The organism is Kitasatospora sp. NPDC098663, assembly GCF_044760075.1.
Taxonomy (GTDB): domain Bacteria; phylum Actinomycetota; class Actinomycetes; order Streptomycetales; family Streptomycetaceae; genus Kitasatospora.
The window spans coordinates 125608-133636 of record NZ_JBIWAP010000011.1; the positions used below are offsets into that span (position 1 = coordinate 125608).

Consider the following 8029-nt stretch of genomic DNA (forward strand, 5'->3'; position numbering starts at 1 on the left):
GATGGTTCTCCCTTGGCTGGTGGGCGGCCTGACGTGGGGTCCGGCCGGTGCTCAGCAGCCTAGGAACGCGGGCGCGGCGGCGGTCCCTGACATCTGACAGGGGCGCGCCGCCGCACTCCGGGAGCCGACGTGCGCGGCTAGGGCTTGCCGAAGGTGTCGCACTGGGCGAGGTCGCCGGTGCGGTAGCCGGTGGTGAACCAGGTCTTGCGCTGGTCGGAGGAGCCGTGGGTCCAGCTCTCCGGGTTGACCCGGCCGGTGGCCTGCTTCTGGATCCGGTCGTCGCCGACGGACGCGGCCGCGTCCAGGCCCTGGGCGATGTCCTGGTCGGTGAGGGAGGCGATCAGCGGCCGCCCGGTGGAGGGCTGCGGGGTGGTGGTGGCGTGGTGCGCCCACACCCCGGCGTAGCAGTCGGCCTGGAGTTCCAGCTTCACGGAGGCGCTGTTGGCACCCTGACGGTCGTTGCCGACCTTCTGCATGGTGCCGAGGAGGTTCTGGATGTGGTGGCCGTACTCGTGGGCGACGACGTAGGACTCGGCGAAGGGCCCGCCCTTGGCGCCGAAGCGGGCCGAGAGCTCGTTGAAGAAGCCGAGGTCGAAGTAGGCCTTGCGGTCGCCGGGGCAGTAGAACGGGCCGACGGCGGAGGTCGCCGGGCCGCAGGCGGTGGAGACCTGACCGGTGAACAGCACCGTCTCGGCGTTGCGGTACGCGGTACCCGTGCGCTTGGGCAGTTCGGCGCGCCAGAACTCCTGCACGCTGTTGGTGACCGCCACGATCCGGCAGTCCTGACGCCGGTTGGCGTCCGCGCCGGTCTTGCAGGCCTGCTGCACCTCGCCGACGGTGTGCGCGCCGTTGGAGGTGGTGGAGCCGCCGCCGGAGGACAGGCCCAGCAGTTGGGGGTCCACGCCCAGGACGACCGCGAACAGTACGACGATCAGGCCCACCGCCCCGCCGCCGATGGCGACCTTCCCGCCCGGGATCCCGCGCCGGTCGTCCACCTGTGAGGTGTCGAGGTCGCCCTGGTCGTCGAACTGCATGCCCCTGCCCGCTTCTGTCGTGTTTGTCATTACTGGTGACGGTCTGTGCCGGTGACGGCCCGCCCAGCCTACGGGCAGCGGGCGCCGGCGCGGCGCAGCGGGGGCGCGGGCGCCAGGGGCCGGTCAGGACGGGGGCGGGGGCTGGGGCGGGGGCTGGGGCGGGCGGCGACTGCGGACGTGGCCGTGACCGTGGCCGTGACCGTGGCGATCGGGCTCCGTTCCCCCGAGGCCGCGCGCGCCGTCCCGGACCGTCACCTGGCCCGGCTGCTGGACTGACGGTCCGTCAATAATCGTTGCGGGTCATGGATGTGGCCGCGGCGGAGGCTTCGGCAGGGCGGGCGGGCCCGCGGGGGCGGCCGAGCAGGACGCCGGCCAGGACCAGCGCCAGCCCGCACACCTGGCGCGCGCCGAGCCCCTCCCCCGCGAGGCCGGCGCCCAGCAGGACGCCCGCGAGCGGGTTGAGCAGGCCGAGCAGCCCGACCGTGCCGGCCGGCAGGTGGCGCAGGCCCGCGAACCAGAGCGCGAAGGCGAGGGCGGTGGCCACCAGGGCGACGTAGCCGAAGACCGCGAGCGTGCGGGCGTCCATCGCCGGGGGCGCGCCCTCCACGGCGGCGGCCAGGGGCAGCAGCATCAGGCCGCCGGCGGTCAGCTGCCAGGAGGTAGCGGCCAGCGGGTCCGCGCCCTCGCGCCAGCGGGCGGCCAGCACGTAGCCGACGCAGGAGACCAGCATCGCCGCCACCGACGCGGCCAGCCCCGCCCCGCTGACCGCGCCGCCCGCGCCGAGCAGCGTCAGCGCCACCCCGCCCAGGCCCACCACCGCGCCGACCAGGTGGGCGCGGTGCGGGCGCTGCCCGGCCAGCGCCCAGGCGGTGAGCAGCATCGCCAGCGGGGAGGCGGCCATGACGGTGGCGGCGGTGCTGGTGGGCAGCAGTTGGGAGGCGAGGTAGAGCAGGACGAAGAACACCGCGGTGTTCAGCAGTGCGAGCAGGGCGCTGCGCCACCACCAGGGTCCGCGCGGGCGGCGGCGGGAGAGGGTGAGCAGGACCAGTCCGGCGGGCAGGGCGCGCAGGGTCGCGCCCCACAGGGGCCGGTCGGCGGGCAGGTAGGCGTGGGTGACGTAGTAGTTGGCACCCCAGGCGAGTGGCGCGATCGCGGTCAGCAGGACCCACCGCAGATTGGCTTCCATGGAAGGCAATATACCTTCCCAGGAAGATACTGGCGGTAGGATGGCCCCATGGAGCACCACCAGCAGCACCCCCGGACACCCGCGCGGCCGGGCGCGGACGCCGACCACGTGGCGCTGATCCAGGCCCAGTGGCGGCGCGAACGCCCCGACCTCGACGTCTCCCCGCTGGCCGTCATCGGCCGCCTGCACCGCCTCGCCGCACGGCTGACCGGCGAACTCACCCTGGTCTACTCCCGCTACGGCCTCGGCGAGGGCGAGTTCGACGTCCTGGCCGCGCTGCGCCGGGCCGGCGCCCCCTACCAGCGGGCCCCCGGGGAGCTCGCCGCCCACACCATGGTCACGACCGGCGCGATGACCAAGCGGATCGACCGCCTCGAACACGCCGGACTGGTCACCCGCCGCCTCGCCGAGGGCGACCGGCGCGGGCGCGTCGTCGCCCTCACCGACGCCGGCCTGCGGCTGATCGACGAGGCGTTCACCGCCCACCTGCGCAACGAGCACCGCCTGCTCGCCCTCCTGTCCCCCGAGGAGGCCGCCGCCCTGCAGACCCTCCTCACCGCCTGGCAGCAGCGCCTGGACGGCATCGCACCGGGCGGCGGGCCAGCAGAATGTGACGCATGACCAGCACCCCTCCGCCGTCCCAGCCCGAACCCGGACCCGAACCCGGACCCGGGCCGCAGCCCCAGCCGTTCCAGCCGTCGCCGCCCGGCAGCCCGGAGAGCCCGGGGGCCCGGGCCGACCGGCGGCTGGTGGAACTGCTGCAGGAGCTGCGGGTGCTGCAGACCGGCGTGCAGATCGTGTTCGCGTTCCTGCTCGGGGTCGCCTTCACCCCGCGCTTCGCCACCCTCACCGACGGCCAGCAGGACGTCTACGTCACCACCCTGCTGCTGGCCGTCATCTCCTCGGCCGTGTTCGCCACCCCGGTGGCGCTGCACCGCGGGCTGTTCCGCCACCCCGGCAAGGCACGGATCGTCAAGGTCTCCGCCCACATCGCCCAGTTGGGACTGATGCTGCTCGCCTGCGCGCTCACCGGCGCCGTGCTGCTCGTCCTGGACGTCGTGCTCGGGACCGCCACGGCCCTGGCCATCACCTCCGTCGTCGCGCTGATCTTCGCCGGGCTATGGTTCGTCCTGCCCTGGGTGGTGCGCCGCCCGCTGCACGACGACTGAGACCGGCACCCGGCGGCCGGAACCGGGCACGGGCGGCGCCGCGTGGTGGACTCCCCTCCCCCACACGGCGGCCGGCGACGCTCAGCCCGCCGCCACGGGCGGGGTGAGCCAGTCGTCGAGGGGGACGCCGCAGCTGTTGACGATGCCGGCGACCAGCGCGTAGGCCCACCGCACGACACCTGAGGCCTGAGACCCGGCGCCCGACGTCCGAGGCCCGACACCGCCGGAACCGTCCCCACACCCGCCTCCCGCTTCCCGTCACCCGCGCCACGCCGGGGGCGGGCGCGGCACGGGTGACGGACGGGACCGGGCCGGGGCCGGCTGTCGGGCGCCGGGGGCCAGGCGAGGAAGACCCACATCTCCCTCACCCCTCAGAGCCCGCCCGCCCCCGAAACCGCTTACCGCCCCACCCCGCGCGGCGGGTACCGTGCCCGGATGCACAGCGACGACGACAACGGCAGCAGGAACGGCAACGCGGGCGGCAACGGCAGCGCTCCCACCTGGGACGTCCTGCTGCTCGGCGGCGCCTCAGGCCTCGGCAAGAGCCGCGCCGCCGCCGAACTCGCCCGGCACAGCGGCGCGTTCGTGGTCGAGTTCGACGACGTCGTCGCCGCCCTGCACGCCGCCACCACCGCCGAGGGCCACCCCGGCCTGCACCACTTCGACGGCCTCGACGACCCCGACGCGCTGCCCGCCGACCGCGTCCTGGAACTGCAGATCGCCACCGCCCGCGCCCTGGACGACGCCCTGCTCGGCGTGGTGCGCAACCGCCTCACCGTCGACGTGCCCGCGATCGTCGAAGGCGACTACCTCACCCCGGCCGCCGCCGCCCGCGCCGCCGCCGAGGCCGCCGGACAGGGCCGCGTCGTGCGCGCCGCCTTCCTGCACGAGGGCGACGCGGCCGACATCAGCGCCAACTACGCCCAGCGCGAGCCCGACTGCGGCCCGCAGGAGCGCCGCGCCGCCGTCAGCGCCCGCTACTCCCACTGGCTCGCCGGCCAGGCCCGCACCCACCACCTGCCCGTCCTGGACTGCCGCCCCTACCCCACCCTCGCCGACCGCCTGCTCCGCGCCCTGGCCTGACCCGGCCCGACCTGGCCCGACGAAAGGGGTCCACAGATGCTGATCGTGGTGAGCGGCGGGCCGGGCAGCGGGAAGACGACGCTGGCCCACGCGCTGGCGCAGCCGGGTGGACCCGGCAGTGGCCCGCGTCCGGATCCGGGCCCGCCTGACGACGCACCCGCGCCGCGCCGCGCACGCCGACCGCGCGCTCCTCGCCGCCCCGCCCGGCCCGGGCAACCTGCTGGACGACTTCACCCCGCCGTCCCTGCCGGTGCCGCACCTGCACGTGGACACCACCCACGGCTACCGGCCGCCGCTGGCGGACATCGCCGCCTTCGCCACCGGGCCCGGGAGCTGACCGCCAGTTCGCCGGTGGTCCCGGCGGTTCGCCGGATCAATTCGGCTTAGCGGCAGTCGAGTTCCGATACCCGCAGGCACTCGACGAACTTCGCGCGGACGGCGCCTCCGCGGGCCCGCCGCGCCCGGCCGTCCGTTTGCGGACAGCGCGCGAGGGGGAAGTCCCCGCGCCGGGCGCCGCTTGCGGGCGAGGCGCCGTGACCTCCGTGACCACCGCGGCGTCGGCCGCCACTCCGACGGCCGTACCCGGCTGGCCCGTCCGACAGGTTGTCAGCTCGCCCGTGTGGGCCGCCGGGATGACTTCTCCCGCGCGCCGGATCAGCCCAGATCAGCCCGGATAACACGGACGGCATAGTCATTTCGTCGCCTTATGGCCGCATTCATGCCGTCATCCAAAAGTCCCGCGAGCACCCTGGGGAGTCCCCGATGCCCGAAGTCAGACGCCCCTGGGGCTTGGCCCGAGCCTTCGAAGCACCAGGCAGAGCCCTGGCCCGTCCGTCCAGGAGGACGGGCTCGGCGCGGCGCGGCTGGACGGGAATGCTGGCAGCCGTGCTGACGCTGGCGCCGGCGCCGCTCGTCCCGCTGCTGGCCGCCCCCGCCGCGCACGCGGCTCAGTCGTGCCCGGCGGATGCCGGCTACACCGACTGCCTGTCCTTCGCCTACACCGGAAGCGACCAGGACTTCACCGTCCCCATCGGGGTCTCCTCGATCAGGGCGAAGGCCTGGGGTGCGGGTGCGGCCGCCGACGGCGACACCGCCGCGGCCGGCCACGATCACGCGAACCGGCCGGGCGCCGCCGGCGCCTACGCGACCGCGCTGCTGGAGGTGACGGCCGGACAGCGGCTGACGGTGGTACCGGGCCAGGGCGGGCGGTCGCGTCCCGACGGCTCCGGCTCCCCGGCGGCCCGCGACGGTGGCGCCTCCGTCATCCGGTCGGGCCAGTCGCACACCCCCGCGGACACCCTGCTGGCAGCCGACGGCGGCACGGCCCCGGCCGCGAGCACGACGGCGACGGCGGCCGCGAGCGGCGACGGTGCTGCCGGGTCCAGTGCTGCCGGGTCCGGTCCTGAAGACGGGTCGCAAGGCCTCGCGCCTCACGTGACCGAGCGCCAGTACGTCACCGGGGCGGCCTTCGGCGGCTTCGCGCCGTCCACCACGGGCGTCAACGGCGCCGACGCCGGCACCAACACCGGCACCAACACCGGCGCCGACGCGGCGAAGAGCGGCGGCGGCCACAGCGGCGATGGCGGCGACGGCCTCGTCGTGCTGGAGTGGAAGGACCCCGGCGCCGACGCCACGGCGGCGAAGGCCGACCCGTCAGCGGCCTCGGCGCCCGCCGGCCAGAGCAGCGCTCCAGGAGCCCCGGCCCCGGAGGCCACGCCGTCCGCAGCGGCCGGTCCGGTCGCCCCGAGCAGCGCGGCCGCCCCGCCGAGCACCGCCCCGGTCGGCCGCCTGCCCCGGGCACCCGGCGACCCCCTGGACTGCACGGGCAACACGATCTACGCCATCCAGCGCGGCGCCTCCACCAGCGGGAACGGCACCCTGCTGGCCCTGGCCGCCGGCAGCGTCGGCGGATCCAGCGTGACCGCGACGACGGTCAGCACGCTCCCCGCCGGATCCGGCTTCACCAACGCCCTCGGGATCACCGACGGCGGCACCGCCGCCTACGTGGTCGACCAGACGCCGACCGTCGCCGGGTCCGTCAACGTGTACGGCTACAACGCGGCCACCCAGACCTGGACCACCTACACCGGAACCGCCGGCCCCACCACCGACTCCTTCGTCGCCGGCGCGGTGGACCCGGCCAACGGCATCTACTACTACGCCAGCTTCGAGCCCGGCACCGCGACCACGCCCGGCGTGGCCACCCTCTACGGCTTCAACACCACCACCAACACCGCGATCCCCGGCGTGATCGCCACGTTCAACCTGCCGGTCACCGGCGCCTCCGGCCCCAACGGCGACATCACCTTCGACGCGGCCGGCAACCTCTACGTCCTCTCCTCCGTCGGCACCGACGCCGCCATCGGCCGGGTCAACGGTCCGATCCCCACCACCGGGTCGGCCACCGGCGTGCCGCTGACCGACACGGTGCTGAGCACCCTGCCCAACCCGGACAGCAACTCGTTCAACGGGGCGGCCTTCGACAACGCCGGAACGCTCTACATCGAGTTCGCCACGGGGACCACCACCTTCCTGGAGCAGCTCAACCCGAACACCGGCGCGATCCTGGCCGGGCCCACGCCGTACTCCGACAACGCGTTCCTGTCCGTGGACCTCGGCGCCTGCTCCACCAACCCGACCCTGTCCCTGCAGAAGAACATCGTCGGCCGGTTCGCCTCCTCGACCACGTCGAACGACCAGTTCAACCTGGCGATCACCGGCGGCGGCATCACCCAGGGCAACACCGCCACCACGACCGGCACCAGCACCGGCGTCCAGTCACCCCCCGCCGGCCCGGTCATCGCCGTGTCGGGAACCACCTACACGCTGACCGAGACCGCCGCCTCCGGCAGCCTCGCCAACTACACCACCGCCTACGACTGCGTCGACACGGCCAACGGCAACGCCCCGGTCGCCTCGGGCACCGGCGCGACCACCTTCAACCTGCCGTTCCCGCCCACGGTGGAGAACAAGAACAGTCCGATGGTGCTCTGCACCTTCACCAACACCCCGGTCCCCGCGACGCCCTCGCTCACGATCATGAAGACCGCGTCGCCGACCACGGTCACGGCCGCAGGTCAGACCGTCGACTACAGCTTCCTGGTGACCAACACCGGGAACGTCACGCTGACCGACGTGACGGTGAACGAGACCGCGTTCTCGGGCACCGGCACCCCGCCCGTGATCACCTGCCCGCCCGGCGCCGCCTCACTCGCCCCCGGCGCGTCCGTGACCTGCACCGCCCCCTACACCGTCACGCAGGCCGACATCAACGCCGGCTCGATCACCAACACCGCTACGGCCACCGGCACACCGCCCACCGGCCCGCCGGTGACCTCACCGCCCTCCAACGCAACCGTCACCGCGACGCCCGCACCCGCACTCACCATCATGAAGACCGCCTCCCCGACCACGGTCACGGCCGCAGGGCAGGTAGTCGACTACAGCTTCCTCGTGACGAACACCGGCAACGTGACCCTCACCAACGTCACGGTGAACGAGACCGCGTTCTCCGGCACCGGCACCCCGCCCGTGATCACCTGCCCGCCCGGCGCCGC

Annotated in this window: 6 protein-coding genes and 1 pseudogene; 5 read left to right on the forward strand and 2 right to left on the reverse strand. The window is 74.5% G+C overall.

The genetic code is table 11. The annotated features are described in order from the left end of the window. Window positions 1-137: 137 nt before the first annotated feature. Together ACIQVZ_RS14715 and ACIQVZ_RS14720 are read right to left on the reverse strand one after the other, a co-directional pair. Window positions 138-1034 carry a neutral zinc metallopeptidase gene (locus ACIQVZ_RS14715; protein WP_350887745.1) on the reverse strand — a complete coding sequence of 299 codons (897 nt, stop codon included), beginning with the start codon at window positions 1032-1034 and terminating at the stop codon, window positions 138-140. 283 nt (window positions 1035-1317) lie between these two features. Continuing rightward, on the reverse strand, window positions 1318-2220 hold the full coding sequence (locus tag ACIQVZ_RS14720) for an EamA family transporter (protein WP_402450092.1): 903 nt from the start codon (window positions 2218-2220) through the stop codon (window positions 1318-1320). Window positions 2221-2268: 48 nt separating this feature from the next. Between ACIQVZ_RS14720 and ACIQVZ_RS14725 the strand changes: the two genes are divergently transcribed. The 5 genes and pseudogenes from ACIQVZ_RS14725 to ACIQVZ_RS14745 all read left to right on the forward strand — a co-directional run. Continuing rightward, the gene (locus ACIQVZ_RS14725) at window positions 2269-2841 is read left to right on the forward strand and encodes a MarR family winged helix-turn-helix transcriptional regulator (protein WP_402450094.1); all 573 of its coding nucleotides are present in this window, start codon (window positions 2269-2271) and stop codon (window positions 2839-2841) included. Beyond that, the gene (locus tag ACIQVZ_RS14730; RefSeq protein WP_402450096.1) at window positions 2838-3389 is read left to right on the forward strand and encodes a DUF6328 family protein; all 552 of its coding nucleotides are present in this window, start codon (window positions 2838-2840) and stop codon (window positions 3387-3389) included. Before ACIQVZ_RS14725 ends, ACIQVZ_RS14730 begins: the two co-directional genes overlap by 4 nt. Before the next feature lie 435 nt (window positions 3390-3824). Beyond that, window positions 3825-4472, forward strand: a complete 648-nt coding sequence (locus ACIQVZ_RS14735; RefSeq protein WP_402450099.1) for an AAA family ATPase — start codon at window positions 3825-3827, stop codon at window positions 4470-4472. Between the two features lie 118 nt (window positions 4473-4590). Further along, the gene (locus ACIQVZ_RS14740) at window positions 4591-4809 is read left to right on the forward strand and encodes a hypothetical protein (protein ID WP_402450101.1); all 219 of its coding nucleotides are present in this window, start codon (window positions 4591-4593) and stop codon (window positions 4807-4809) included. Between the two features lie 548 nt (window positions 4810-5357). After that, window positions 5358-8029 (forward strand): annotated as a pseudogene (locus ACIQVZ_RS14745) (hypothetical protein); the annotation flags it as partial.

Excerpts from the sequence above, each read along its gene's own strand:
- ACIQVZ_RS14715 (WP_350887745.1), bottom strand. The coding sequence starts at position 1,034 with ATGCAGTTCGACGACCAGGGCGACCTCGACACCTCACAGGTGGACGAC.
- ACIQVZ_RS14730 (WP_402450096.1), top strand. The coding sequence starts at position 2,838 with ATGACCAGCACCCCTCCGCCGTCCCAGCCCGAACCCGGACCCGAACCC.
- ACIQVZ_RS14720 (WP_402450092.1), bottom strand. The coding sequence starts at position 2,220 with ATGGAAGCCAATCTGCGGTGGGTCCTGCTGACCGCGATCGCGCCACTC.
- ACIQVZ_RS14735 (WP_402450099.1), top strand. The coding sequence starts at position 3,825 with ATGCACAGCGACGACGACAACGGCAGCAGGAACGGCAACGCGGGCGGC.
- ACIQVZ_RS14725 (WP_402450094.1), top strand. The coding sequence starts at position 2,269 with ATGGAGCACCACCAGCAGCACCCCCGGACACCCGCGCGGCCGGGCGCG.